Below are 25404 nucleotides of genomic sequence, written 5' to 3'. Positions count from 1 at the left end.
AAAACAATGGGGGCTCTCGCCGCCGGCCCGCGGTGGCCGCAACATGCAGCAGAGTCGCGCCCCTCTCTGGAATGGTTCTAACAAAATTGGACCATTGGTATAAGTTCTATTTAATGATCGTTACGATAGCTTATGATTATGGGGACTTCAGGACGGGCTGACCTCGGGGCACAGCCCCGGGTGCCGCCGCCTGACGGCGTGGCTGGACCAGCGGATGGACCAGAGTTACGCAAAGAACACTCAAAGAGTCCTGACGAAAACCCGCAGCCCAAATCGAAGCAACAGCAGCCACGCCACCAGACCCGTCAGTCCGCCAATGATCACATTGGCCGCGAGCCAGAGCGAGAAGTCGGAGGTGGCAAAGCCGAAATCCACCTGTGCAAAGGCGAGCATGCTGACGAGAGAGGCAAGCCCCCCCGCCGTCATCACAAGGCGCCAACTTGGTGCGTATGCACCATGTGCATAAGCGTACCACCCCAACGCGCGAAGACCCTCGAATGCGATGAAACTGCTGGTCGTAAAGGACAGGATCAACAACACAAGATCGCCCGCCCCGAGAGAGAAGTGTTCGGCCAACACGGCTGCCTCGACGGTCGCGCCGGGAAAAAGGAACACGATGGCCTCATGCCGGAACAGCCATGTTGCGACAACCCGGACCCCATGCGGCAGGATGACGAGACTGGTGACCTGCGCAAAGGCGACATACTCCGATGCGACGGCCACCTGGATCGGCATGAGAACGCAATACATCACCGCAAAGGCGGTAATATACAGGATCGAAATCAAACTCGTCAGAAAGGCGGCTCGCGACAAACGCATGTTTTCCACTCACAAAACTTGTTTCACATTGACACAAGAATCCGGATGCCCGCAAAAAAAACAGAACTACCTATAATTGTTTCACATCCAATCCATGCAATCAATATCAAAGGTCGGCGATCAACACTCTTTAATTGATTTCATCTCGCGGACTTTTATCTTAAGTGGAATTAATCCACGAAAAAGAACCGGAAATGCCCGGACCCGACGCAAAGTTATCCACTTGAAATATTTTAGCGGCCGCTCCACCCCCGGAACGAAACAGCGCCCGCGGTGAACCTGCTGCGATGATTTTTCGGCGTCGGCGCCGGTCCGGAAAACCTATGGCGCCGTTTGAGACGCCGAAAGCCCCGCCCGCCCCTGAGAGGCCCTCCGCAGCCGCCCGGACTGCGGACGGCAAAGCACATCAGGACCGACCGAACTTGCCTGAGAACAGCCCTTCTGCCACTTCGTACAGACCTGTTTTCTTACCTTTCACATGCCGGATGAGATCCTTTTGCAACAGCCGCTTCAGGTTCCGGTAGAAGGTAGGATTCGACATCCTGCTGCACAGGCTGTGCTTCTTGATGTCGGCGCTCAGAAAGGTCGCCCCTTCCGCGGCAGTCACCGACGTGATGGCATAGATCATCGCCCGCTCATCCTCGGAGAGCGTATGCAATCCAAGATCTTTTTCCATGGAGGCAATCAACTCATAAAGCTTTGCCAGGTGGAAAAGGCTGTCATTCACCAATGCACGCAGGCTCCCATAATTCAAATGGCATCACTTGGACCCAACACCCCGCCTGGCCACGCCAACAATCGGGATCGGATTCACCCAACATGTACCGCAAAGCCATTACCACACGCAAATCGCACGCACAGGTTAAAAAGGCGGGATGCTCAATATGGCCGACGGCCCCGGTTCCCGCAATCATATTCACATGTTTAATCGCTTGAATACGACCTGACGGACCGACCGGATCAGAATTAAATCGACGAGTCTCGAACATTGAATGTCAGCCCGAAGGGGATGCATTCCGGCGCCGGGGGTGTTCCGAGACCGGAATGCGGATCGGATCCCGCGGATTCCCCGGCTGAAACCGCCCCCGGCAATTGCGGCGGCACCCCGGCCGGACCTCAGATGCCGTTACGGCAGACCAGACCCTTTGCCCTTCCCGCCCCGGCTCCGCACCGCTAGCGTCTGGCCACTCGTTTCAGCCCTTTTTGAGCGCTGCCTTGCCCCGCCTGCCGATCCTGTTCCTGCTGATCACCGTCATGCTCGATGCCATGGGCATCGGGCTGATCATGCCGGTGATACCGGATCTGATACGCGATGTTCGGGGCGGAAGCCTGGCGCAGGCCGCGCTCTGGGGCGGGGTGCTGTCGACCGTCTTCGCGGTGATGCAATTCCTGTTCAGCCCCGGGTTGGGCAGCCTCTCGGATCACTTTGGGCGGCGCCCGGTATTGCTGGTGTCGCTGGCGGTGATGGCGCTGGATTACCTGGCGATGGCCCTGGCAGGCTCGATCTGGATTCTGTTTGCCGGCCGGATCGTCGGCGGCATCACCTCGGCCACGCAGGCCGTCGCCAGCGCCTGTATGGCGGACCTCTCGGCGCCAAAGGACAAGGCGGCGAATTTCGGCCTGATCGGCGCGGCCTTCGGCGTCGGGTTCGTGCTGGGGCCGCTGATCGGCGGCACGCTGGGCGCGCTGGGACCGCGTGCGCCGTTCCATGCCGCCGCGCTGCTGGCCACGGCCAACCTGATCTTTGGCCTGCTGGTGATGCGTGAGACCGTGGAGGACAAGAACCGCCGCCCGTTTGTCTGGGCGCGGGCCAACCCGCTGCGGGCCTTCCGCGCGATCTCGGACCTGCCCGGGCTGCGCCCGCTGCTCTGGGTGTTCTTCCTGTTTTCGGTCGCGCTCTATGTCTACCCGGCTATCTGGTCCTATTTCACGCAAGAGCGGTTCGGCTGGTCGACCCAGGTGATCGGCCTGTCGCTGGCCCTCTTCGGGATCACCATGGCGCTGGTGCAGGGCGGCTTGATCCGCGTCGCTCTCTACCGGCTGGGCGACCGGGGCACGGTGGTCTGCGGGCTGATCCTGAACCTCTTCAGTTTCGGCCTGATCGCCATGGTGACCGAGGGGCGGCTGGCCCTGATCCTGACGCCGGTGGCGGCGCTGGGCACTGTGGTCGTTCCGGCGCTTCAGGGGATCATGTCGCAACGCGTGTCCGATGACGCGCAGGGCGCGCTTCAGGGGGTTCTTACCAGCGTGAACGCGCTGGCGACCATCCTGTCGCCGCTGATGATGACCAGCGCCTTTGCCGCCTTTACCGGGGCGGCGGCGCCGCTGTACCTGCCCGGCGCCCCGTTCCTGCTGGCGATGGGGCTGCTGGGCGCGGCGCTGGCGCTGTTCCTGGGCCTGCGCCCGTCCGCGACGGCGGTGCGCTGACGGCTGCCGAATTCCCGCTTGCCCTGAACCCGGCGGCGGGCCACCTTAGCCGCAAATCAGGGAGAATGAGATGCAAACCATCAAGGCCGCCGTCTGTCACGAATTCGGGCAACCGCTGAAAATCGAAGAGGTCCAGCTCGCCCCGCCCGGCATGGGTGAGGTCGAGGTCGAGATCGACGCGGTTGCGATCTGTCATTCCGACATCAGCTATGCCGACGGCGGCTTCGGCGGCCCGCTGCCGGCGGTCTATGGCCATGAGGCGGCCGGACGCGTCATCACTGTGGGCGAGGGTGTGCAGGGCGTCGCGCCGGGCGATCCCGTCTGCGTCACACTGATCCGCGCCTGCGGTCACTGCACCCCCTGCGGCTCGGGTCAGCCGACCATCTGCGAAACCCCCAAGGACGGCACCAAGGGCCCGCTCAAAACCCATGACGGCGGCACCATGTTCCAGGCGCTGTCCTGCGGCGCCTTCGCCGAAAAGGTCGTGGTGGATCAGAGTCAGGTGGTCAAGATCCCTGCGGATATACCGATGGACGTGGCCTCGGTCATCTCCTGCGGGGTGATCACCGGGGTGGGTGCGGCGGCGCTGGCGGCCGACATGAGGGTCGGTCAGGATGCGGTGGTGATCGGCGCCGGCGGTGTCGGACTGAACGCGATCCAGGGCGCCCGCATCGCCGGCGCCCGGCGCATCGTGGCGGTCGACATGCTGGATGAAAAGCTTGAGGTCGCCAAGGAATTCGGCGCCACCGACGTGGTTTCCGCCACATCGCCCAAGCCCTGGAACGAGGTCAAGAAGATCCTCGGGCGCGGTGCCGATGTGGTGCTGGTCACCGTCGGCGTGGCCGAGGTCTATTCCGCCGCGCCGCGCTATCTGGCCTCGGGCGGCAAGGTGGTGATGGTCGGCATGCCGCACGGCGACAAGGTCGCGACCTATTCGCCGCTGATCATGGCGGACGCGGGTCAGGGGCTGATCGGGTCCAAGATGGGCAATGTGGTGATCAAGCGGGACATTCCCTGGATCATCGACCTTTACAAACAGGGGCGGCTGAAACTGGATGAGCTGGTCTCGGGGCGCTGGACGCTCGAGCAGATCAACGAGGCGATCGACGACACCCGCACCGGTGCAGCCCGGCGCAACGTAATCCTGTTCAACCGCTGAGAAAAGCGGGCGCCGGAGGCCGCGCACCGGCCCGGCTCCCTCTGGGAGGCGCGAATGAAACTCACCGATCTCGAGGTCATCGTCACCGCGCCGCCGGCGCCCGGCTGGGGTGGGCGCTACTGGATCCTGGTGAAACTCACCACCGATACCGGCATCACCGGCTGGGGCGAATGCTATGCCGCCTCCGTCGGCCCGGTGGCGATGACCCATGTGATCCGCGACGTCTTCGCCCGCCATATGGAGGGCGAGAACCCGGAAAACATCGAGCTGATGTTCCGCCGCGCCTATTCCTCGGGCTTCACCCAGCGGCCCGACCTGACCGTGATGGGCGCCTTTTCCGGGCTGGAGATCGCCTGCTGGGACATCCTTGGCAAGGATCGCGGCCGCCCGGTGCACGCGCTGATCGGCGGGCGGATGAACGACCGCATCCGCGCCTACACCTATCTCTACCCCCTGCCCCGGCATAACCTGACCGATTTCTGGACCGCCCCTGACCAGGCCGCCGAGGCCGCCGCGGATTGCGTCGCACGCGGCTACACGGCGGTGAAATTCGACCCCGCCGGTCCCTATACCCTACGCGGCGGGCACATGCCGGCGATGTCCGACATTTCGATGTCGGTCGCCTTCTGCAAGGCGATCCGCGACGCGGTGGGCGACCGCGCCGACCTTCTGTTCGGCACCCACGGCCAGTTCTCAACCGCAGGGGCGATTCGCCTGGGCCAGGCGCTGGAGCCCTATGCGCCGCTCTGGTTCGAGGAACCGGTGCCGCCCGACAATGTGGCAGAGATGGCGCGCGTCGCCCAATCCGTGCGCATCCCCGTCGCCACCGGCGAGCGGCTGACCACGAAGGCCGAGTTCGCCGCCGTGCTGGCATCGGGCGCCGCCAGTATCCTGCAACCCGCCCTCGGGCGCGCCGGCGGCATCTGGGAAATGAAGAAGGTCGCGGCGCTCGCCGAGGTCTATAACGCGCAAATGGCCCCGCATCTCTATGCCGGGCCTGTGGAATGGGCCGCGAACATCCATCTGGCCGCCTCGATCCCCAATATCCTGATGTGCGAAACCATCGAAACCCCATTCCACGACGCGCTGATCAAGGGGACAATCCGGGTCGAGGAGGGCTTCATCGCCCCACCCGAGGCGCCGGGACTGGGAATCGAGGTGGACGAGGCGCTGGCGCGCGCCCACCCCTATACCGGAACCGGTTTGCACCTCGAAATGCGCGAGGCGCCCTGCGATTATGTCGAGGGAAACGCCTTTCAGGGCGGCGCCCCTGCGATAGAAGGATGACTTGACCAGGAAAATTGAGGCATTATGTCCCTGTATACGAATTTCATGGGTGTTTGTTTCTTGGCTGTCCAGACCATATCAATCCTTCCCCCCGAAACGCCCGGCGACATGGCCGCGCGGGCCAATGACGCCGCCGCCTTCCTGAAGACGCTGGCACATGAGGGGCGGCTGATGATCCTGTGCCATCTGGGCACCGGCGAAAAATCGGTGGGCGAACTGGAGGCATTGCTGAATATCCGCCAGGCAGCGGTCAGCCAGATGCTCGCCCGGCTGCGCGACGAGGGGCTGGTCAGCACCCGGCGCGAGGGCAAGACGATCTTTTACGCGCTCGCCGACGCCAAGACCGAACAGGTGATCGAGCTGCTCTATTCCCTGTTCTGCGGCAAGGACAAGCCCGGCAGCCAGAGCTGACCGGGCCTGCACTGCGCGCCGCTCAATCGTCGGCGCGTATGCTCTGGCTCTGCATCCCCAGCCCTTCGATCTCCGTCCGGACGCGGTCGCCGGGTTTCAGATAGACCGGCTGCGGCTTCATGCCCATGCCGACGCCCGGCGGCGTGCCGGTGGCGATCACGTCGCCCGGGTGCAGCGTCATCATCTGCGACAGATGCGAGATGATCTGCGCCACGGAAAAGATCATCGTCGCGGTATTGCCCGCCTGCATCCGCTGCCCGTTCACGTCGAGCGTCAGATCCAGCGCCTGCGGGTCGGCCACCTCGTCGCGGGTCACCAGCCAGGGGCCGATCGGGCCAAAGCTGTCGCAGGACTTGCCCTTGGTCCACTGACCCGAGAGCTTGATCTGGAAATCGCGCTCGGACACATCGTTGACCACGCAGTAGCCGGCCACATGGTCCAGCGCCTCGGCCTCGGAAACATATTTCGCCGCCTTGCCGATCACCACGCCCAGCTCAACCTCCCAGTCGACCGCGCGCGCGCCGCGCGGGATCACGATATCGTCCTGCGGCCCGGCAATCGCCGAGGTCGCCTTCAGGAACAGGATCGGATGTTCGGGGATCGCCATGCCCGCCTCTTCGGCGTGATCGGAATAGTTCAGCCCGATGCACATGAACTTTCCCACGCCGCCGACACAGGGGGCCAGACGCGGCGCGCCCTCGACCCGGGGCAGGCTGTCGGGGTTCAGCGCCGCGAGCCGCGCAAGCGTGGCCGCATCAAGCGCCGGGCCGGAAATATCCGCGACCTCACCGGCCAGCGACCGGATCACTCCCGCCGCATCCAGCAGACCGGGACGGACCGTGTCACCCTCGAAATAGCGCAGCAATTTCATCTTACTCTCCCTCAGCCTGTTCCGGGGCCTGCGCCCCTGTCCCTGTGATTCAATGCCCGGCACCGAGCAGAGCGGGGGCTGCCGCCGCTCAGGTTGCCGGCCCGCTCTCTATTTGACCCCGATATCTCCTCCGGAGGCATGGCGACGCCATAGGCGACGCCATTTCCGAGCGCAACCGCCACCAAAGACGCGACATCAGTTCGAAACGTAGCCCGCCACCACCTGCAACAGCTTGAAGGCGGTCGCGGCGTCGTTTTCGACCACGGCTAGAAACTCCTCCTCGCCGATCCGCAGACAGCTCAGGTCGGTTTCCGCAACCATACTCAGCGCCCGCGGTTCCTTGCGGATCAGCCCCAGCTCGCCCACCAGCGTGCCCGGCCCGACCTTGGCGATCAGTTGGTCCGCCGTCCCCTCTTTGGGCAGATAAAGACCCGCCTCCCCCTCGATCACCATATAGGCGCCGTCCTTGGGCTGATCGCCCTTGAGGAACACCACCTCGCCGGCAGGCGCCTGATACCAACGGGCGCCAAAGGCCAGCAGACGGAGCTGCTTGCGGTTCAGCCCGGAGAACAGCGGCGTCTGTTCCAGCGCCCGCAGCTTGCGGGCCAGGTCGGCGCGGGCGCCGCCGTCCTCTTCGCCCCCGGTATCGGCCTCTTCGCTGACCAGACGGCCCTGGCGCAACTCGAGGAACAGGTCAAAGACGGTTTCGTTCTCGAAACTCTCGTTGATATAGATCAGCGTCGTCTCCGGCAGCAGCGCGCGCAGGTTGCGGAACACCGCCGCCTGGGTCTGCATGTCATAGCTGGCCAGCGCCTGATCCAGGATCAGGATGTCGGGCCGTTTGATCGTGGCGCGGCTGAAGGCCAGCGGTTCGGCGAACAGCCCCGGCAGATTCTGCCCGCCCAACGCGATCGGCACGTCATAAATCAGCTCGATCACCAGATCCTGCGCGCCGTTCTCTTCCAGCACCGTCGCCACGAGTTTGCGCAACTCATCGGCCTTGCTGCCCGCCGCATCCGAAATCTTTCCGAACAGCGCGTTCTCCAGCACCGTCAGCCCGGGCGCGAAGGCATCCATCCTGAGCGGGGCAAACAGGTCGCCCAGACTGTCCTGCAGCTCAAGTGCATGGCCCGCGCGCAGCTCGAGGATGCGCGTCTTCAGATCCTCGGAAAAGGCCGGGCCGATCTGCTCGGCCGAGATCCGGAAAGGCACCATGAACAACAGCGCCATATCCGCGCCGCTCACCGCCGCCGCGCCGCCGCGGGTCTTCTCCACCAGCTCGACCGCCGTCTCATAGGTCTGCGCGTCGATCCCCAGCTTGCGGAACAGCGGGTGATCGGTGCCGTCGAGACCGAAGATCTGCCGCAGCATGTCGATCACGTCGCGGGTCAGATCCAGCAGCGTCTCGTCCAGCCCCAGTGTCCGCATCTGGGCCAGAAAATCGGCCCGCCCGGCCAGCAATTCGCGGGTGATCGGCTGGCGCGGTGTGGCGAACAGAAGGTTCTCACCCACCGGCAGGGCCGGGTTGTAGAGATCGGGCTTGCAGAAGAACGCATGCGCCCGCAGCCCCGCGTCGCGCACCGCCTGCTGCACGATGGGGCGCACCTCGACCAGTTTGGCGGCCAGTTCCGGGTGGTCGGACGAATCGAAACGCTGCTCCAGCCCGCGCCGGAACAGCGCCGAGCCCGAACCCATCCCCTGCACCAGACTCAGCCACCAGGCGCGCAGCGCCTCCGGGTCGTCCAGCCCCGCCAGCTTCGGATCGAGCCATTCGGCGTCAAAGGGATCGGCGCTGTTGCCGGCGCGCTGCGCCTCGGCGTAATGCACCGCGTCGCTGCCCTCGGACAGCGGGCGCATCCGCAGCGGCATCATCACATTTTCACCAAAGGTGCCCTGGAACAACACCGGGCGCGAAGAGGCATGGCCGATCCGCGCCGCGATCGCCGCCTGATGCAGCCCCGAGAGGTCATGCTCGCCGATCCGCAGCCGGCCGCTGCTGGGCAGCAATTCCCGCGTCAACAGTTCGGACAGGGCGCGGCGGTCCTCTTCGCTGGGGGCGGCGATGCCGATCACCGATCCGCCCGGCAGCGTTGCGGTGAGATCCTCCAGCACCAGATTGCCGTCCGCGTCCTGCACCGTCACCCCATCCAGAACGATATCCCCGGTCAGCCGCGGCAACTCCTCCGGCTCGCCGCTGAACAGGTTCTCATCGACCATGCCCGGCGGCGCGAACCGTTCTGTGATCACTTCCCAGCGCAACGCCATGTCCTGGGTCTGGTTGTAATAGGTCAGAAGCTCCTTCCACGGGCTCGACAGATCCTTGTAGGCTGCCAGCGCCGCCACCAGCGCGCCCAGCGACACCGCCCCCTGCAGCACCAGATAACCGCCGATGGAGAAAAAGAAGAAAGGGGTCAGCTGACCGATGAAGTTGTTGAGAAACTTCATGAAGAATTTCTTCTGATAGATCTCGAACCGGATGTTGAACAGCCGGCCAAGCTGCTCCGTAATCGCCGCCATCCGGTAACGCCAGCCGCCATTGAGCCGCAGGGCACTGGCGCCCGCCGCGCTTTCGCCAATGGCGGCGGCCAGCACCCGGACCTCCTGGATGCGTTTCTTGTTCAACAGGTTGATCTGGCGTTGCAGCTTGGGAATCAGCCAGCCCTGCAACGGGATCAAGGCCACCGCCGCCAGTCCGAACCAGAAGCTTTGCAGGAACAGGAACCCCAGAATGGTGATCATCTGTCCCGCCTGCAGCACCGGCTGGCTGATCGCGTCGCCCATCAGCCCGCCCATCGGCTCGCTCTCGGCGGTGACCATCGAGACCAGCTCACCCTGGCTGACGCGCTCGAAATAGGGCTGGGGAAACCGCAGGATGCGCGCGATGAGCTGATAGCGGAAGCGGCGCAGCATGCGCTCCGACATCACCCCTTTCATCGTGTTGATGCGCATCTTCAACAGCCCGTGCGCCAGCACCGCCAGCAGGAAGGCAATGCACAGGATCGCTAGGAAGGTCACCTGATCGAAGGTGAAGCCATAGGCGGTGATCGTCTCGCTCTGCGAGCCGATCGCATCGTTGATGATCCGCTTGGGCAGTTCCAGCGTCAGGTAGAGCATCGGGAACAGCGTCGTGGTGACCATGAGCAGAACAAGCTGGTCGCGTTTGGAATAGTTCCAGATGAAGCGGAAAAGCGAGGGTTCTATGGCATCAATCCCACGGCAGGACGGTTAAGGAGAATGACCTTTGCGCCACGATAGGTGGCAACGCCATATGTGACAAGCCACCGCACCCCGGGCCGGCCGGTCGACACAGACAATTGCAGGGTCGGTGCGAAACCCGTAAGCTTTCAGCATGACCCAATTGGGGGATCCGCCCTTGACCGGAACCATCGGTACGCTTCTGATCCTGATCTGCCTTTTGCAGATCAAGCATATGTTTGCCGATTTCTACCTGCAGACACCGCGAATGCTGTCCGGGCGCGGCGGCTACTGGCATGTGGGACGCGCCCAACATGCCGGGGTTCACGTGCTGGGCTCGATCGTCGCCTTCGGGCTGATTGGCGCGCCGGTGCTGTTCATCCTGGCGGTGGTGGCCGCCGAATGGTTGCTTCACTTCCATATCGATTACTGGAAGGGGCAGCATTGCGATCGCAAGGCGCTCGATCCATCCAAACCGGCCTTCTGGCGGGCCACCGGGGCGGATCAGGCGATGCACCAGCTTACCTATGTGACAATGGTCTGGGCCTGGGTGGAATGGGCCGTCTGAGACGGCCCTGTCACGCCCGAGGGGGTAACCGGATGACCGCCCGCCGCGACACCGGCGCCGAGGGGCGATGATCCGGGAAACCCGCGACCACCGCTGAACAGCTTTCGCGTACCGGCAACCCGATGATGCATGACGGGTCGTCTGCGGCCCCCGCCATCAGCGCGGCGTTTCCGGCCTCGGTGGTCGGGGTCGTCGAGGCCTTCCCCATCGTGCTGGCGCCTGGCCATTCCGGCACCGGAGCGGCGCGGGCCAGGCTGGGCGGCATCGCTGTGGCGCTGGGGCCGTTGCCGGACCCTGTGACGGTGAGCCTGTTGACCTGGTGCCCGGCGTGCTCTTGCTCCCGTTCGGGATCGGCTGGCTGCGCAAGGCGTCGCTGCGGGCGGGCCGAAGGGCGCGGCGCGGGCCGGATCGCAAGACGGGGCAAAGCGCCGGTTCGGTTTCCGGCGGAATGTTCAGGAGTCGAGCCGCATACCGCTCATCTCGCGGCCGATGGTGTCACACATCAGCCGTTTCGCCGGATCGATGGCCATCGAGGCCGACACCATGACGCCAACCCGGATATTGCCCAGCGTCTCTTCGATCAGCGGGATGAAGGCCAGATCCCCGCGCTGCACCTCGTCGTAAAACCCGATCTTGGTATAAAGACCGATGCCCTGGTTCGACAGGATCATGTCCTTGGCCAGGAACAGGGTGTTGGTAAAGATATGGGTCGAAAGCGGGGTCACCAGCGAGGTCATCGCCTGGTCGATGATCGAGTTGCGACCCCGCGCGTCGATGGTCCGCACCAGCCGGTAGCCCGCCAGATCCTCCACCGTGACGCTGGCCCGTCCCGCCAGCGGGTGATCGGGCCGGACCAGCGCGCCGAAGGGCGCCGATTTCTCCGACAGCACACGCACGTTCGGATGCGGCGCAAAGGTGAACGCGACGCCGATTTCCGCCTCGCCCGCCGCCACCGCCTCGACCACATCCTCGGGTTGCGCCGTGGTGACCGAGATCGAGATGTCGGGATAGACCTTGGAAAATTCATTGATCGCCCGCGGCAGGCCGCCGACGGTGATCGAGTCGATGGAGATGATGTTGAGATGGCCGGTGCGCAGGTCGCGCATGTCGTCGATCAGCACTCGGGTCCGCTCGTAATCGTGCAGCACCTTGCGGCAATGTTCGAGCAGCAGCGTCCCCACGGCGGTCAGTTTGACGCCCTCCGGGGTGCGGTCGAACAAGGAGATGCCCAGCCGCCCTTCGACGCTGAGGATCTTGCGGTTCACCGATGTGGAAGAAACATTGAGGATCAGCGCGGCCTTGCGGATGGAGCCCTGTCTTGCAACTTCGTCGAAGTATTTCAGAAAGATGGAGTGCATCGGATCACCGGTCAGATGGGGTGGTGCGAAATATGCACCACTGTTGGCGGAACTTTGTTCTACCTGCATCACCCATCCGGATTCTACAGTCATTTTCACAAGGTCGATCAAACGACCAAACCGCCGATATCCCGACAGGAGAAAAACAGTATGAAGACCGACATGACCCGTGGCGTCTCGCGGCGCGCTCTATTGAAATCCCTTGGTGTCACCGCCGGCGCTGCGTTCACCGGCAATCTCTTCTCGATCGCCCCGGCCGGTGCGAGCGGGATGCAGACGGTGACGCTGCAACTCGGCTGGCTGGCCAGCAACGGCATTCTGGGCGAGGTGGCCGCCGCCGAACAGGGGTTCTTCGCTGACGAGGGGCTCGCCCTCGACGTGGTGCCGGGTGGCCCGAACGTGGATGGGGTCGCCTCGGTCGCCTCGGGGCGGGCGAGCATCGGCTCGATTTCCTCCAGCCCGTCGCTGATGCTGGCGCGCTCACAGGGGTTGCCGGTGAAATGCATCGCCGCCGGCTATCAGCAGCATCCGTTCACGTATTTCTCGCTTGAGCGGAACCCAGTGCGCGAACCCAAGGACCTGATCGGCAAGACGGTCGCCACCAACGGCACAGCGCGGATCCTGCTGCAGGCGCTGCTGGCCAGGAATGGCATTTCCGAGGACGATGTCGAGGTGCTGGTGATGGGCTCGGACATGGCGCCGCTGATGACCGGCCAGGTGGATGTGGTCACCGGATGGAAAACCAACACCAGCGCGCTGGAGGTTCTGGGCGATGCGCGGGTGGACATGACGCTCTGGGATGCGGGCATCCGGCTTTATGCCAATCCCTACTACGTCACCGACAGGACGCTGGCCGACCACCCCGAACAGGTGCGCGGCATGCTGCGCGCGATCGCGCGGGGCTGGGGCTGGGTGCATGACAACCCCGAAGAGGCGGTGGAGATCCTGGTCAAACGCTATCCCAACCTGAACCGCGAGAACGAGCTCAAGACCGTCGGCATGGTGCTGGACTACAGCTTCAACGAGGCCACCGCGGCGCGCGGCTGGGGCACCATGACGCGCGAGAACTGGCAGGATCAGATCGGCACCTACGACCGGCTTGGCCAGTTCGAGAATGCCGCGCCCGCGGTTGACGACGTGATGACGCTTTCGGTGCTCGACGAGATCGCCGCGGCGCGGCCGACGTTCGGGTGACCGCGATGATGGCCGCCAACGACATCGCCGCCGGCGACCCGGTGACCGCCCCGCAAGGGGCGCTCGCCGCGTCGCTGAAAGGGGCCTCGGTACGCTTCGGCGCGTTCACCGCCATCGACCGGCTGGACCTCGATATCGAGGCAGGATCATTTTACACCATCCTTGGGCCGTCGGGCTGCGGCAAGTCGACGATGCTGCGGCTGGTCTCCGACCTGATCCCGGCCGCCTCGGGCGAGGTTTCGGTTCTGGGCAAGACGACCGAGGCCGCGCGGCTGGCACGCGAGTTCGCCTTTGTGTTCCAGGACGCCGCCTTGCTGCCCTGGCGGTCGGCGCTGAAGAACGTGGAATTGCCGCTGGAAATCGGGCGCAAACGCGGCGTCGACATCCCCATCGGCCGCCGCAGCCCGCGCGAGTTGTTGGAGCTGGTCGGGCTGAAGGGCCGCGAGGAGGCTTTGCCGCATGAGCTTTCGGGCGGCATGCGCCAGCGCGTGGCGATTGCGCGGGCGCTGGTCTGTCAGCCGAAGCTGCTGTTGATGGACGAACCCTTCGGTGCCCTCGACGAGATGACCCGCGACCGCCTGAACCTGCAACTGCTGGACATCTGGCGCGAAACCGGGACCACGATCCTGTTCGTGACCCACTCGATTTCCGAGGCGGTGTTCCTCGGCCAGAAGGTCGTGATGCTGCAGGCCAATCCCGGCCGCCTGCGCGAGGTGGTCGGGATCGACCTGCCCGAACCGCGCACGACCAAGCTGCGCGACACGCAGCAATTCACCCACTATTGCGGCTACCTGCGCGACCTGCTGGAGACCTGCTGATGGCTATCGCAGAAAACATCCCCGCCCCCGATCCGGAGGCCGAGGCCCGCGCCGAGGCGCGCCGCCGGAAACTGATGGCAGGCGCCGTGCCGCTGGCGACCGCCGCCGGGCTGATCGCGCTGTGGCAGGTGGGCGTCAAGGCGTTTGGGGTACCCACCTATATCGCCCCTGCCCCGTCGGACGTTGCCGCCACGCTGATCGACAAGTTTCCCTTGTTGATGCAGAACTTCTGGCCGACGCTGTTCGAAAGCATCGCGGGATTTGCCGTCGGCAACATCGCCGCCATCCTGATCGCCATCGCGTTCGTCCATTCACGCAATGTCGAGCGGGCCTTCTTTCCCATCGCGGTTTTCATCAACACCATCCCTATCCTGGCCATCGCCCCGATCCTCGTGCTGATCTTCGGACCCGGCCTCACAGCCAAGGTGGTGATCGCGGCGCTGATCTGTTTTTTCCCCACCCTGGTGAACATGGTGCGCGGGCTACAGTCGATCAGCCCGCAGGCGCTGGAACTGGCCCGGATCCTGTCCGCCAGCAAGTCCGAGGTGTTCTGGAAGATGCGCCTGCCATCCTCGCTGCCCTTCCTGTTCTCGGCGCTCAAGATCTCGGCCACGACCTCGGTCATCGGCGCCATCGTCGGCGAATGGGTCGGGGCGGATAAGGGGCTGGGCGCGCTGATCATCGACGCGACCTTCAACTTCAACTCGCCGCTGCTCTACGCGACGGTTTTCATGTCCTCGGGGCTGTCGGTTCTGATGTTCGCGCTGGTTTCCCTGGCCGAACGCCGGATCGTCCGCTGGTAGATTAACAAACTGAATTAAAATCGAAAAAACGCCATGGGTCAAAGTTTCCCCGCGGCGCGACAGGAGGAGTTTGTCCAAATGACCGACCCAATCAAAGATCATATCACGTCCCGCAGCGAACAGGTTCCGGTGGTTTCCGACACCGATGTGGTGGTGATCGGCGCCGGGCCCGCCGGGCTCTCCGCCGCGGTCTCCGCCGCCCGCAACGGGGCCAGGGTGACGCTGGTGGAGCGGTATCACCACCTCGGCGGCATGGCCTCCGGCGGCATGGTTCTGGTGCTCGACGACATGGTGAACGAAGGCAACGAGGTCGTCACCACCGGCATCGTCAGCGAATTCGTCGAGCGGATGGAACGGCAGGACGGCGCCGTCTATCCCCCGTCGGCGGATTGCCTGACCAACTGGGAGATGTGGCGCAAGTGGTCGCGCTGGGGCTGCATCGACTTTCACAAGCAGGGCATGCCGCAGCCGATCATCCACGCGGTGGCCTTCGACCCGGATGTGTGGAAACGGGTCAGCCTGGACCTGGTGCGCGAGGCCGGGGTTGAACTGCGGACCCACTCCTGGTTCTCCGAGGCGCTGATGGATGACGGCCGGATCACCGGTGTGATCGTCCAGACCAAGCTGGGCCGCCAGGCGATCCGCGCGAAGATGGTGGTTGACGCCAGCGGCGATCTCGACGTTGCCAGCTCCGCCGGGGCCTCCTTCATCACCGGGCAATTCATCGTCACCACCGTGTTCCGGCTGATGGACGTGGACACCGCCCGCGCCGAGGCCTTCGAATACGAGAACCCCGAAGAGTACAAGAAGCTCGATCGCGAAGCGCGCCGCGTCATCGGCGGCGCCTGGGGCATGTGGTGGCTGAAAACGCCGCTGCCCGGTGTGGTCTGGTGCAACTGCCCGCATATGCCGGGCTATGACGGCCTCTCGCCCGAACACATGGTCGAGGCCGAATACGAGGGTCGCCGCCGGATGATGGCGCTGCTCGACTTTGCCCGCAAGAACCTTCCCGGGTTCGAGAATGCCCGGATGCTGGGCGCCGCCGAACAGATGGGCATCCGCCAGACCCGCCTGTTGCAGGGCGAATATGTGGTGACCCGGGACGATGTGCGCAAACGCCGCCACTTCGCCGACAGCGTCTGCCGCGGCCGCGATTACTACACCCCCTACCGGGCGCTGCTGCCCAAGGGCATCGACAACCTGATCGTCGCCGGCCGCCATTACTCGGTGGAAAGCGAGGCGCAGAAGCAATCGCGCGAAATCCCGCCCTGCATGGCCCAGGGCGAGGCGGCGGGCGTCGCGGTGACGCAGGCGCTGAACGCCGGTTGCGCCCTGCGCGACGTCGATGTGACGGCAATCCAGAAACAGATGCGCGCCCAGGGCGCCGATCCGGGCGACCTGCCCTCGGCCAATGCCCTGGTCGCAGACGCGGTCGACGCGTGAAGGAGGATGAAATGACCCAAGATCAGTATCCGCTGGAGGGCGTGCGCGTCCTCGATTTCACCCAGGTGATGATGGGCCCCTGCGCCACCCAGATGCTGGCCGATTTCGGCGCCGACGTGATCAAGATCGAGCGTCCGGGTGCGGGCGATCTGTCGCGCAACTTCTTCGGTGAAACCTCGGAAGAGGCGATGAACAACGCTGTCTTCGCCTCGCTCAACCGCAACAAGCGCTCGGTCGAGATCGATACCAAGTCCGACGAGGGGCGCCGGATGATCTACGACCTGGTCGCCCGGGCCGACGTGGTGGTCGACAACTTCCGCGCCGGGGTGATGAAGCGGCTGGGCTTTGATTTTGACACGCTGAAAAAGATCAACCCAGGCATCATCTGCGCCTCGGGCACCGGCTTTGGCGAGGTCGGTCCCTATGCCCACAAGGGCGGCCAGGACGTGCTGGCCCAGGCCATGACCGGGGTGATGGAGAAAACCCAGGATCCCTCGATCCCCAAGTCGATCTATCCCACCACGCTGTGCGACTACACCGCCGGAATGCATTTGGTGCAGGGCATCCTTGCCGCATTGCTGGCGCGCCACCGGACCGGGCGCGGGCAAAAGGTGGCGGTCTCGCTCTACGACTCGATCATCGCCATGCAGATGCAGGAGGCCGCCCAATGGACCCGGCATCGCGAGGTGCTGAACTGGGCCGCCATGCCGCTCACCGGTGTGTTCGACACCACCGACGGCGCTGTGGTCGTTGTGGGGGCCTTCAAACAGAACCCGCTGAAAGATATTTGCACCGCGCTCGGGATCGAAGATCTGTCGCCGAGCTATCCCACCCTGACCGAGCAGCGTGCCAACAAACCCTATCTTCAGGATCGCTTCCGCGAGGTTTTCGCCACCGATACCACCGCCCATTGGATCGACCGGCTCGAGGCGCAGGATCTGCTTTGCGCGCCGGTCCGCTCGCTGGGCGAGGCGCTGGAGGATCCGCAGACCCGGATCAACGACATGCTGGTCGATCTCGAACACCCGATCCTCGGCGCGCTGACGCTGGTCGGCTCGCCCGTGCATCTGAGCGAGGCGCCGGTGGTGATCCGCCACGCGCCGCCGAAACTGGGCGAACACACCGACGAGGTGATCCGCGAATTCGGCCTGAACGCCCGGGCCCGTAAGGAGGCGGTATGAGCGTCCGGTTCGAGGTCGAGGCACAGGTCGCGCGCGTCACCATCGACCGCGCCGACCGGATGAACGCTGTCGATGCCGCGACCGAGGCCGCGCTGGAGCGCATCTGGGCGCAGATCGAGGGGCGCAGCGACATCCGCTGCGTGGTGCTGACCGGCGCGGGCGAGCGCGCCTTCAGCGCCGGGGCGGACATGAAATCGCAAAACGCGCTCAGCGGGCTGGAGTACTGGGCGGCGGGCAATCCCAACGGCTTTGGCGGCATCGCGCTGCGCGGCAGTCTCAACGTGCCGGTGATCGCCCGGGTCAATGGTCTGGCGCTGGGCGGCGGGTTCGAAATGGTGCTGGGGGCCGATATCGTGATCGCCTCGGACACCGCGAAATTCGGCCTGCCCGAGGCCCGCGTCGGCCGCCTGCCGCTCGACGGCGGCATGGTGGCGTTGCAACGACTGATCCCGCGCAACGTCGCCGCCGGGCTGATGATGACCGGGCGGACCCTCTCGGCAACCGATGCGGCCCGCTATGGCCTCGTCAACGCCGTGGTGCCACCCGAGGATCTCGATACCGAGGTCGCGGCCTGGGTCGCCGACATCCTTTCCTGCGCGCCGCTCTCGGTCGCTGCGATCAAGGACACGGTACGCCGCACCGCCCATCTTACCCCGCAGGAGGCCCGCGATCTGCGCACGCCTGCGCTGGTCGCCGCATTGGCATCTGAAGACTCCGAAGAGGGCGTTCGCGCCTTCCGCGAAAAACGTCCGCCGGTCTGGCGTGGCAAGTGAGCGGGACCGGCCATGCCACTTGTCATCCAGAGCCAGTGCATCGACGTCAAGGACGGGGTCTGCACCACCTCCTGTCCGGTGGACTGCATCTATGAGGGGGGGCGGATGTTCTACATCCACCCGACCGAATGCATCGAATGCGGCATGTGCGAAAGCATCTGCCCGGTCGACGCCATCCGCTACGATGATGAGCTTGACGCCGAGAACGCCCCCTTTGCCGCCATCAACCGCGCGGCCTTTCTGACCGCCGAGGGCGAGCTGGAGGAACCCGGCGGCTGGTATCGGGGGACAGAACCGCTGCGCGATCCGCCCCAGCTTGCCACCCATCTCGGGCGCAGGCCCGTGGTGCAACAGATTTTAGGAGAATGAGATGCAAGGCATCATCGCCGCCATTCCTACCCCGGTGGACAGCACCGGCCAGCCGGTCGAGGCGCTGTTTCTGGAGCACGCACGCTGGGCGCTGGCGAACGGCTGCGACGGGCTGAACGTCCTCGGCTCGACCGGAGAGGCCAATTCCCTCGACAGCCAAACCCGCAGGCGCGTCATGCAATGGGCGGCGCGGGGCCTTGATACCGCGCGGCTGATGGTCGGAACCGCCACCCCGTCGCTGGCCGAAACCATTGCCCTGACCACCCATGCCGACGATCTTGGCTATCCGGTGGCGCTGGTGCTGCCGCCCTATTACTACACCCCGCCCAGCGATGACGGGTTGCTGCGCTGGTACAGCGAACTGCACGCGGCGCTGGGCGACCGGCCGATCCGGGTCTGGTTCTACAACTACCCCCAGATGACCGGTTTCGCGATCTCCGAGCAGGTCATCGCAGACCTGCACCGGATCGCGCCTGACCGGTTCGACGGGATCAAGGATTCCTCCGGCGATCTCGACTATTGCCGCCGCCTTGCCGCAGCGATGCCGGCGTTGCGGGTGTTTCCCAGTTCGGAAACCAGCCTGCCGCAGGCCGGCGAAGCCGGCTTTGCCGGCTGCATCTCGGCCACCGTCAACCACAGCGCGCCGCTCTGCGCCCGACTGCTGCGCGGCGGGCCGGGTGCCGCGGAACTGGCGGAGGACATCGCCGAACTGCGGGCCGCGATCTCCGCGCAGCCGCTGATCCCCGCAGTCAAGCATCTGGTCGCCCGCCGCACCGGTGCCGCCGACTGGACCCACACCCTGCCGCCCTTCATGCCGCTCAGCACGGCACAGATTGCGGCGCTCGACCATCATGTGCCGGTCGTTTCGACCGTCACCGCCTGACAAGAGGAAGAAAATCATGAAAGATACCCAAGACGGTTTCACCAACCTGATCGGCGGCGAATGGGTGACCGCCGGCGCGACCCGCGCCAACATCAACCCCTCGGACACCTCAGACGTGATCGGGCAGTATGCCAGCGCCGAAGCCACGGCGGTCGACGCGGCCGTCGATGCCGCCAAGGCGGCGCTGCCGGCCTGGGCCGAAGCCAGCCCGCAACTCCGGCACGACATCCTCGACGCGGTCGGTTCCGAACTTCTGGCGCGCAAGGACGAAATCGGCCATTTGCTGGCCCGCGAAGAGGGCAAGATCCTGGCCGAGGCCATCGGCGAGACCACCCGCGCCGGCCAGGTGTTCAAATTCTTCGCCGGCGAGGCGCTGCGCGTGGCGGGCGATCTGCAACCCTCGGTGCGGCCGGGGATCGACGTCGCGGTGACCCGCGAACCGGTCGGCATCGTCGGGCTGATCACGCCGTGGAACTTTCCCATCGCCATCCCGGCGTGGAAGACGGCGCCGGCGCTTGCCTACGGCAATTGCGTGATCCTGAAACCGGCGGACCTGACCCCCGGCTGCGCCCATGTCATCGCCGAGGCGCTGCATCGCCATGGCTGCCCGCCCGGCGTGTTCAACCTGGTGATGGGGCGCGGCTCGACCGTGGGCGAGGCCATGGTCACCCACCCGGACATCGACGCGATCTCCTTCACCGGTTCGGTCGCCACCGGCCACCGCATCGCCGAAACCTGCGGCCGGCTGCGCAAGAAGGTCCAGCTGGAAATGGGCGGCAAGAACCCGATGGTGGTGCTCGATGACGCCGACCTGTCGGTCGCGGTTCCGGCCTGTCTCAACGGCACCTTCTTCTCCACCGGCCAGCGCTGCACCGCGTCGTCGCGGCTGATCGTGACCGAGGGTATTCACGACGCCTTCGTCGACGAACTGACCCGCCAGATGCAGGCGCTGACCGTGGGCGATGCGCGCGATCCGGCGACCCAGATCGGCCCGGTGGTGGACGCCAAGCAGTTGCAGTCGAACCTCGACTATGTCGCCCTGGCCCGGCAGGAGGGGGCCGAGGTGATGGGCGGCGACCGGCTGGATCTGAACAAGGACGGTTTCTACCAGTCGCCGGCGCTTTTCCTGGGCACCACCAACGACATGCGCATCAACCGCGAGGAAATCTTCGGCCCCTGCGGTTCGGTGATCAAGGTCACTGATTTCGACGCGGCCCTGGCGGTGGCCAACGACACCGAGTTCGGCCTCTCGGCCGGGATCTGCACCACCAGCCTGAAACACGCCAGCGCCTTCCGCCGCCGGTCGCAGGTGGGGATGGTGATGGTCAACCTTCCCACCGCCGGGGTCGATTACCACGTCCCCTTCGGCGGACGCAAAGGCTCGTCCTACGGCGCCCGCGAACAGGGGCGCTACGCGGTCGAGTTCTACACGGCGGTCAAGACCGCCTATATCGCGGCGGGCTGAGCCATGACATCGGAACAGGTCTGGACGGACCGCTTCCTCGCGCTCGCCGCCGAAATGGCGTCCTGGTCCGAGGACCGGGATTTCCAGGTCGGCGCAGTGATTGTCGGCGCAGGCCACGAGGTCCGCGCCAGCGGTTACAACGGGTTGCCGCGCGGCGTCCGGGCCGACGACGACACCCGTTTCGACCGGGCCAGCGGCGAGAAATTCCACTGGATCGAACATGCCGAGCGCAACGCGATCTACAATGCCGCGCGGTCGGGCGCAGCACTTGCGGGATGTACGATCTACGTGACCCGTTTCCCATGCGCCGACTGCGCCCGCGCCATTATCCAGAGCGGCATCGCCCGCGTCGTCAGCCCGCCTAGGCCCGAGAACGACGGCGCGCTCGATTACAGCTTTGCGGTGTCCGATACCCTGCTGGCCGAGGCCGGCGTTCAGGTGGAGGCGGTCAGCATGTGAACTGGCCAATTGCCCCATGGCTGGCGGCCCGGGGCGTTTGCATCCATGCCGCGCGCGGCGCGCCACTTGGGGGAAAAGGAACCGCGCCAAAGCCTGCCCTCTGCCCTCGACAGCCGGGAACGGATCGGCGCGCCTGCGGCAGGGGCAGACAGCGGCGGCGCCTGCGGCCTGCGCCCGGGGCAGGTCCGTCCGTCACGACAGGATCTTGCGGAACCGCGACAGCACCAGCGTCAGCGCGACCGCCGCCATCGCTCCGATCGCCAGCAACTCGGGATAGACCAGAGACAGACCGCTGCCGCGATAGAGCACCGACTGCGCGAAAGTCACGAAATGGGCCGAGGGGTTCACCCAGAGCATCACGATGCGCAGCCAATCCGGCATAGATTCCAGCGGCGTCACCCCCCCCGAGAGCAGGTAGAGGATGACGATGATCGGAATCACCAACAGCCCGAACTGGCCCATGTTGCGGGTAAAGCTGGCCAACATCAGCCCCAGCGATCCGATCGCCACCACATAGACCGCCGCGCCGAGGATGTAGAGCCACAGCGAGCCTGCCACCGGCACCCCCATCGCCCCCTGCACCACGATCAGCAGGCTTGCCACCGAGGCGATCAGGATCACCAGCCCCATCGCCGCGATCTTGGACAGCACGATTTCATGCGGGCGTACCGGCATCACCAGGACATGTTCGATGGTGCCGTGTTCGCGTTCGCGGATCATCGAAGAGCCCGACAGGATCAGCATCAGGATCGTGACGTTGCTCATCAGCTGCATCACCGAGGTGAACCAGGCGGCGCGCAGATTGGGGTTGTAGCGATTGCGAAAGACCACATCGACCAGCGCACTGTCGGCCATGCCCGGTTTCAGATAGTCGTCCAGCGCCTGCGACAGGGCCATGGTCAAATAGGTTGTCCCATTTCCGGCAAAGGCCACCGCCGTCGCGTCCACCGACAGCAGCAGCGTCGCCTCACGCCCCGTGCGCAGATCCTGTTCGAACCTCGGCGGGATGGTCAGGACGATCACATAGGCGCCGCCAAGCTGCGCCCGCGCGGCCGCGTCCGGCGACAGCAGGTCAGGCGGGGCGAACAACCGCTCTTGTATCGAGTCGATCAGCCGCTCCGAGAGCGGGCTGTGATCCTCGTTCACCACCGCGACCGAGAGGTCGTGAACCTCGGTCGAGGCAGCCATCGACACCAGCCAGACAGCGAGGGTGAAGACATAGAGGATCAGCACAATCATCACCTTGTCGCCGCGCAGGGCGCGCAACTCCTTGACGATCAGGCGCAGGGTGTTGAGCATGGAACGCCGCATCTCAGGCCTCCTGCTTGCGCAGCGCCAGCACCGCGAGCAGCAGGTAGGCAAGGCAGAACAGCGCCAGGATGATCAGGTTAACCGCAATATCGCCGAAACCGAATCCCTTGAGGAAGGTCCCGACCGAGACCGGCTGAAACCACGCCCCGGGAAAGGACAGCCCGATCGCCCGCGCCGAGGCGTCCAGAGTCGAGACCGGCGTGATCAGGCCCGAGAAATTCACCGCCGGAATGATCGACATCACCGCGGTGGCAAAGACCGCGGCGACCTGGGTCCGGGTAAAGGCCGACATCACCTGACCGAACCCGGTGGTGGCGGCGACATAAAGCAGCGCGGCCAGCGCCAGCGCCGGAAGCGAGCCCGAAAAGGGGATGCCGAAAACCCATCGCCCCAAGGCCACCAGCATCCAGAAACTGACCGTGGCCACCGCGATATACGGCAGCTGCTTGCCGATCAGAAACTCGACCCGCCGCACCGGGGTCGAGCGGAAATTGGCGATCGTCCCGGTCTCTTTCTCGCGCACCACGCTGATCGTGGACATGATCGCGGGGATCAGCATCAGGATCAGCATCAGCATCGAGGGCACCATGGCATAGGCGCTCTTGAATGCCTGGTTGAACAGGAACCGCGTCTCGATGGAAACCGTGCTGGCGGTGCTCAGGCCGGCCTCGGTCTTCAGCTGATCCGAGAACCAGGAGAGCAGGCCCAGCGCATAGCCGCGCGCGGTCTCGGCGCGGAACGGCATCGAGCCGTCGATCCACAGCGACAGTTCCGGCATGGTGGTGCCCTGATGCAGCGCCCTGCCGAATCCATCCGGGATTTCCAACGCCACCGTCAGCTCGCCCCGGCCCATCCGGTCGTTCAACTCGTCCAGGGTGGCGAACCCGGGGCCCTCTTCGAATTGCGGGATCGAGGTGAAGGCCTCGGTCAGATAGCGGCTTTCGGGGGTGTGGTCCTGATCGTTGACGGCAAAGCTCAGCCTGTTGACGTCAAAGGAGATCCCGTATCCCATCGTAATCATCAGGATCACCGGCCCGGCCAGCGCAAAGAACATGCGGATCGGATCCCGCACCAGTTCCAGCGCCTCGCGCCAGCTATAGGCCCAAAGCCGCGCCGCCGATGAGACAACGACCGGGGAGGCGACGTCCCGGATGCCGGTGTTTGGCGGCGAGGCCACCATCCCCGGCCCGCATGCATCAATGAGATGCGATCGCAGCGCTCCGCCTCGCTCATGAAATGGGTCGAGATGAAGATCGTCACGCCGTGATCGCGCGACAGCGAGATCAGCTTGCGCCAGAACCCGTCCCGCGCCACCGGATCGACGCCCGAGGTGGGTTCGTCCAGGATCAGAACCTTTGGGTCATGGATGACCGCCACGGCCAGTTGCAACCGCTGCCGTATGCCCAGCGGCAGCCGCTCCGGCATTGCGTCGGCGACCTCGGCAAGCTCGAAATCCTCCAGAACCTCTGTCACTCTCGCCGCGCGGCGGTCACCGGGAATCTCGTAGAGTTTCGCGTGCAGTTCCAGGTTCTGGCGAACCGTCAACTCGCCATAGAGCGAGAAGCTTTGCGACATGTAGCCGATGTTCCGCCGGGCCGTCATGTCATTGGAACGCAGGGTCTGCCCGAAAAGTTTCGACTGCCCCGCCGTGGGCGTCAGCAGCCCCGTCAACATCTTCATGGTCGTTGACTTGCCGCATCCGTTCGACCCGAGAAAGCCAAAGATCTCGCCCTCGGGAATGTTGAAGCTGACATCGTTCACGGCGGTGAAATCGCCGAATTTCATGGTCAGCCCCGACGCTTCGATCGCCGGCACGCCGCTGTCCTGTTGCCGCCGCGGCCGCAGAGTGACACCGGCATCGCGCGCCTCGTCCTCGGGCAACAACCTGACGAAGGCCTCCTCCAGCGTCGCGCTGCCGGTGCTTTCGCGCAACGCGGCCGGCGCGCCGGTGGCGATCACGGCGCCGCCGTTCATCGCCGCCAGCCAGTCAAAGCGTTCGGCCTCTTCCATATAGGCGGTGGCGACCAGCACGCTGGTGTTGCCCAGATGGGTGCGGATGCGGTCGATCAGATCCCAGAACTGGCGGCGCGACAGCGGATCGCCCCCTGTGGTCGGCTCATCGAGGATCAGCAGATCGGGATCGTGGATCAGCGCCGAGCACAGGCTGAGCTTCTGCTTCATCCCGCCGGACAGCTTGCCCGCCGGCCGGTCGGGAAACGGGGCCAGACCGGTTGCCTCCAACAGCATGTCGATCCGCGCGGACCGCTCGCGACTGGCCTGCCCGAACAAGCGTCCGAAGAAATCGAGGTTTTCCCGAACGCTCAGCGTCGGATAGAGATTTCGACCCAGCCCCTGCGGCATGTAGGCGATCCGCGATCCCAGCTCCGCCCGCGCGCGCCGGTCGCGCATGTCCCGGCCCATCACCTTGATCCGCCCCTGCTGAAGCCTGCGCACACCGGCGACAAGTCCCAGCAGGGTGGATTTACCGACGCCGTCCGGCCCGATCAGCCCCACCATCTTTCCGGCCGGGATGTCGAGCGATACGTCGTCAAGCGCGCGATGGGCGTTGTAGCGATGCGTCACGCCGCCAAGCTGAGCCACAAAATCCAT

Annotated in this window: 21 protein-coding genes and 1 pseudogene; 15 read left to right on the top strand and 7 right to left on the bottom strand. The window is 65.0% G+C overall.

Annotated features, from left to right (window positions below):
• Positions 1-240: 240 nt before the first annotated feature.
• Both E1832_RS09385 and E1832_RS09380 read right to left on the bottom strand, forming a co-directional pair.
• The gene (locus E1832_RS09385) at positions 241-828 is read right to left on the bottom strand and encodes a hypothetical protein (protein WP_133359482.1); all 588 of its coding nucleotides are present in this window, start codon (positions 826-828) and stop codon (positions 241-243) included.
• Between the two features lie 397 nt (positions 829-1225).
• Complete coding sequence (locus E1832_RS09380; protein WP_133359481.1) at positions 1226-1546, bottom strand: hypothetical protein; 321 nt, start codon at positions 1544-1546, stop codon at positions 1226-1228.
• Between the two features lie 488 nt (positions 1547-2034).
• Here E1832_RS09380 and E1832_RS09375 point away from each other — a divergent pair, with 488 nt between their 5' ends.
• From E1832_RS09375 to E1832_RS09360, 4 genes are all read left to right on the top strand, one after another.
• Complete coding sequence (locus tag E1832_RS09375; protein WP_133359480.1) at positions 2035-3246, top strand: TCR/Tet family MFS transporter; 1212 nt, start codon at positions 2035-2037, stop codon at positions 3244-3246.
• A gap of 70 nt (positions 3247-3316) precedes the next feature.
• Positions 3317-4405, top strand: a complete 1089-nt coding sequence (locus E1832_RS09370) for a Zn-dependent alcohol dehydrogenase (protein ID WP_133359479.1) — start codon at positions 3317-3319, stop codon at positions 4403-4405.
• Positions 4406-4459: 54 nt separating this feature from the next.
• Positions 4460-5692, top strand: coding sequence for a mandelate racemase/muconate lactonizing enzyme family protein (locus tag E1832_RS09365; RefSeq protein ID WP_133359478.1), 1233 nt, complete (start codon positions 4460-4462; stop codon positions 5690-5692).
• 108 nt (positions 5693-5800) lie between these two features.
• Positions 5801-6103, top strand: a complete 303-nt coding sequence (locus E1832_RS09360; protein WP_133359500.1) for an ArsR/SmtB family transcription factor — start codon at positions 5801-5803, stop codon at positions 6101-6103.
• 22 nt (positions 6104-6125) lie between these two features.
• Here the strand turns inward: E1832_RS09360 and E1832_RS09355 are convergent, their stop codons facing one another.
• Positions 6126-6974 (bottom strand): fumarylacetoacetate hydrolase family protein, encoded by an 849-nt coding sequence (locus tag E1832_RS09355; RefSeq protein ID WP_133359477.1) that lies wholly within the window; start codon positions 6972-6974, stop codon positions 6126-6128.
• A gap of 195 nt (positions 6975-7169) precedes the next feature.
• On the bottom strand, positions 7170-10112 hold the full coding sequence (locus E1832_RS09350; RefSeq protein ID WP_133359476.1) for an ABC transporter transmembrane domain-containing protein: 2943 nt from the start codon (positions 10110-10112) through the stop codon (positions 7170-7172).
• Positions 10113-10323: 211 nt separating this feature from the next.
• Between E1832_RS09350 and E1832_RS09345 the strand changes: the two genes are divergently transcribed.
• Positions 10324-10737, top strand: a complete 414-nt coding sequence (locus tag E1832_RS09345) for a DUF3307 domain-containing protein (RefSeq protein ID WP_206021029.1) — start codon at positions 10324-10326, stop codon at positions 10735-10737.
• Positions 10738-11189: 452 nt separating this feature from the next.
• On the opposite strand, the gene E1832_RS09340 is transcribed toward E1832_RS09345, so the two are convergent.
• Positions 11190-12095 (bottom strand): LysR family transcriptional regulator, encoded by a 906-nt coding sequence (locus tag E1832_RS09340; RefSeq protein WP_133359475.1) that lies wholly within the window; start codon positions 12093-12095, stop codon positions 11190-11192.
• A 150-nt stretch (positions 12096-12245) separates the two neighbouring features.
• Between E1832_RS09340 and E1832_RS09335 the strand changes: the two genes are divergently transcribed.
• The 10 genes from E1832_RS09335 (at position 12246) to E1832_RS09290 (ending at position 21483) form a co-directional block, all read left to right on the top strand.
• Positions 12246-13289, top strand: a complete 1044-nt coding sequence (locus tag E1832_RS09335) for an ABC transporter substrate-binding protein (protein ID WP_245513925.1) — start codon at positions 12246-12248, stop codon at positions 13287-13289.
• A 5-nt stretch (positions 13290-13294) separates the two neighbouring features.
• Positions 13295-14107, top strand: coding sequence for an ABC transporter ATP-binding protein (locus E1832_RS09330; RefSeq protein WP_133359474.1), 813 nt, complete (start codon positions 13295-13297; stop codon positions 14105-14107).
• Complete coding sequence (locus E1832_RS09325; protein ID WP_133359473.1) at positions 14107-14910, top strand: ABC transporter permease; 804 nt, start codon at positions 14107-14109, stop codon at positions 14908-14910. Before E1832_RS09330 ends, E1832_RS09325 begins: the two co-directional genes overlap by 1 nt.
• Before the next feature lie 78 nt (positions 14911-14988).
• The gene (locus E1832_RS09320) at positions 14989-16353 is read left to right on the top strand and encodes an FAD-dependent oxidoreductase (protein ID WP_133359472.1); all 1365 of its coding nucleotides are present in this window, start codon (positions 14989-14991) and stop codon (positions 16351-16353) included.
• Between the two features lie 11 nt (positions 16354-16364).
• Entirely contained in the window at positions 16365-17534 is a 1170-nt protein-coding gene (locus tag E1832_RS09315; protein ID WP_133359471.1) for a CaiB/BaiF CoA transferase family protein, read from the top strand.
• The gene (locus E1832_RS09310; protein WP_133359470.1) at positions 17531-18307 is read left to right on the top strand and encodes an enoyl-CoA hydratase-related protein; all 777 of its coding nucleotides are present in this window, start codon (positions 17531-17533) and stop codon (positions 18305-18307) included. Before E1832_RS09315 ends, E1832_RS09310 begins: the two co-directional genes overlap by 4 nt.
• Positions 18308-18319: 12 nt before the next feature.
• Positions 18320-18676: a 4Fe-4S dicluster domain-containing protein gene (locus tag E1832_RS23110; RefSeq protein WP_133359469.1), complete on the top strand. Its 357-nt coding sequence runs from the start codon at positions 18320-18322 to the stop codon at positions 18674-18676.
• A 1-nt stretch (position 18677) separates the two neighbouring features.
• Positions 18678-19559, top strand: a complete 882-nt coding sequence (locus E1832_RS09300) for a dihydrodipicolinate synthase family protein (protein WP_133359468.1) — start codon at positions 18678-18680, stop codon at positions 19557-19559.
• Between the two features lie 16 nt (positions 19560-19575).
• The gene (locus E1832_RS09295; RefSeq protein ID WP_133359467.1) at positions 19576-21024 is read left to right on the top strand and encodes an aldehyde dehydrogenase family protein; all 1449 of its coding nucleotides are present in this window, start codon (positions 19576-19578) and stop codon (positions 21022-21024) included.
• 3 nt (positions 21025-21027) lie between these two features.
• Positions 21028-21483 (top strand): deoxycytidylate deaminase, encoded by a 456-nt coding sequence (locus E1832_RS09290; RefSeq protein ID WP_133359466.1) that lies wholly within the window; start codon positions 21028-21030, stop codon positions 21481-21483.
• Between the two features lie 192 nt (positions 21484-21675).
• On the opposite strand, the gene E1832_RS09285 is transcribed toward E1832_RS09290, so the two are convergent.
• The gene (locus tag E1832_RS09285; protein WP_133359465.1) at positions 21676-22794 is read right to left on the bottom strand and encodes an ABC transporter permease; all 1119 of its coding nucleotides are present in this window, start codon (positions 22792-22794) and stop codon (positions 21676-21678) included.
• A gap of 1 nt (position 22795) precedes the next feature.
• Positions 22796-25404 (bottom strand): annotated as a pseudogene (locus E1832_RS23255) (ATP-binding cassette domain-containing protein).

The organism is Antarcticimicrobium luteum, assembly GCF_004358185.1.
Taxonomy (GTDB): domain Bacteria; phylum Pseudomonadota; class Alphaproteobacteria; order Rhodobacterales; family Rhodobacteraceae; genus Antarcticimicrobium; species Antarcticimicrobium luteum.
This window is presented reverse-complemented; position numbering and strand designations above follow the sequence as displayed.

Excerpts from the sequence above, each read along its gene's own strand:
- E1832_RS09290 (WP_133359466.1), top strand. The coding sequence starts at position 21,028 with ATGACATCGGAACAGGTCTGGACGGACCGCTTCCTCGCGCTCGCCGCC.
- E1832_RS09325 (WP_133359473.1), top strand. The coding sequence starts at position 14,107 with ATGGCTATCGCAGAAAACATCCCCGCCCCCGATCCGGAGGCCGAGGCC.
- E1832_RS09295 (WP_133359467.1), top strand. The coding sequence starts at position 19,576 with ATGAAAGATACCCAAGACGGTTTCACCAACCTGATCGGCGGCGAATGG.
- E1832_RS09355 (WP_133359477.1), bottom strand. The coding sequence starts at position 6,974 with ATGAAATTGCTGCGCTATTTCGAGGGTGACACGGTCCGTCCCGGTCTG.
- E1832_RS09310 (WP_133359470.1), top strand. The coding sequence starts at position 17,531 with ATGAGCGTCCGGTTCGAGGTCGAGGCACAGGTCGCGCGCGTCACCATC.
- E1832_RS09285 (WP_133359465.1), bottom strand. The coding sequence starts at position 22,794 with ATGCGGCGTTCCATGCTCAACACCCTGCGCCTGATCGTCAAGGAGTTG.
- E1832_RS09340 (WP_133359475.1), bottom strand. The coding sequence starts at position 12,095 with ATGCACTCCATCTTTCTGAAATACTTCGACGAAGTTGCAAGACAGGGC.
- E1832_RS09370 (WP_133359479.1), top strand. The coding sequence starts at position 3,317 with ATGCAAACCATCAAGGCCGCCGTCTGTCACGAATTCGGGCAACCGCTG.
- E1832_RS09335 (WP_245513925.1), top strand. The coding sequence starts at position 12,246 with ATGAAGACCGACATGACCCGTGGCGTCTCGCGGCGCGCTCTATTGAAA.
- E1832_RS09350 (WP_133359476.1), bottom strand. The coding sequence starts at position 10,112 with ATGGTCACCACGACGCTGTTCCCGATGCTCTACCTGACGCTGGAACTG.
- E1832_RS09315 (WP_133359471.1), top strand. The coding sequence starts at position 16,365 with ATGACCCAAGATCAGTATCCGCTGGAGGGCGTGCGCGTCCTCGATTTC.
- E1832_RS09360 (WP_133359500.1), top strand. The coding sequence starts at position 5,801 with ATGGCCGCGCGGGCCAATGACGCCGCCGCCTTCCTGAAGACGCTGGCA.
- E1832_RS09320 (WP_133359472.1), top strand. The coding sequence starts at position 14,989 with ATGACCGACCCAATCAAAGATCATATCACGTCCCGCAGCGAACAGGTT.
- E1832_RS09345 (WP_206021029.1), top strand. The coding sequence starts at position 10,324 with ATGACCCAATTGGGGGATCCGCCCTTGACCGGAACCATCGGTACGCTT.
- E1832_RS09365 (WP_133359478.1), top strand. The coding sequence starts at position 4,460 with ATGAAACTCACCGATCTCGAGGTCATCGTCACCGCGCCGCCGGCGCCC.
- E1832_RS23110 (WP_133359469.1), top strand. The coding sequence starts at position 18,320 with ATGCCACTTGTCATCCAGAGCCAGTGCATCGACGTCAAGGACGGGGTC.
- E1832_RS09330 (WP_133359474.1), top strand. The coding sequence starts at position 13,295 with ATGATGGCCGCCAACGACATCGCCGCCGGCGACCCGGTGACCGCCCCG.
- E1832_RS09300 (WP_133359468.1), top strand. The coding sequence starts at position 18,678 with ATGCAAGGCATCATCGCCGCCATTCCTACCCCGGTGGACAGCACCGGC.